1 protein-coding gene is annotated in these 267 nt (G+C 54.3%); it reads right to left on the minus strand.

The genetic code is table 11. The features are described from left to right. On the minus strand, positions 1-267 hold a 267-nt coding region (locus SB756_RS30725), incomplete at both ends, for an IS200/IS605 family accessory protein TnpB-related protein (RefSeq protein ID WP_410913323.1).

Consider the following 267-nt stretch of genomic DNA (forward strand, 5'->3'; position numbering starts at 1 on the left):
CCCGCTGCAAATCTGGCTGGTATGTTTCGGATCGACTTCGATCACTCGACCCCCGTTCAGTTCCGCCTTGTAATGGAGCAGCGCTTTCAGCCTTCCCCACGATGCGTCACTGATAGACCTGTTCAGTCCCGCTTTTACGGCGACATTCTTACCTGGCGCTTCGACAGTGCCTTTTGCCGATCGCGTCATATTCTTTACCTGCAACGCCTCGACGGCGATCAGGCTGTATGTTCTGGCCAGTTTCGCACTAACCTGATGCAGATAGGT

The sequence above is a fragment of the Pseudomonas sp. SIMBA_068 genome, assembly GCF_046534705.1.
Lineage (GTDB): Bacteria > Pseudomonadota > Gammaproteobacteria > Pseudomonadales > Pseudomonadaceae > Aquipseudomonas > Aquipseudomonas putida.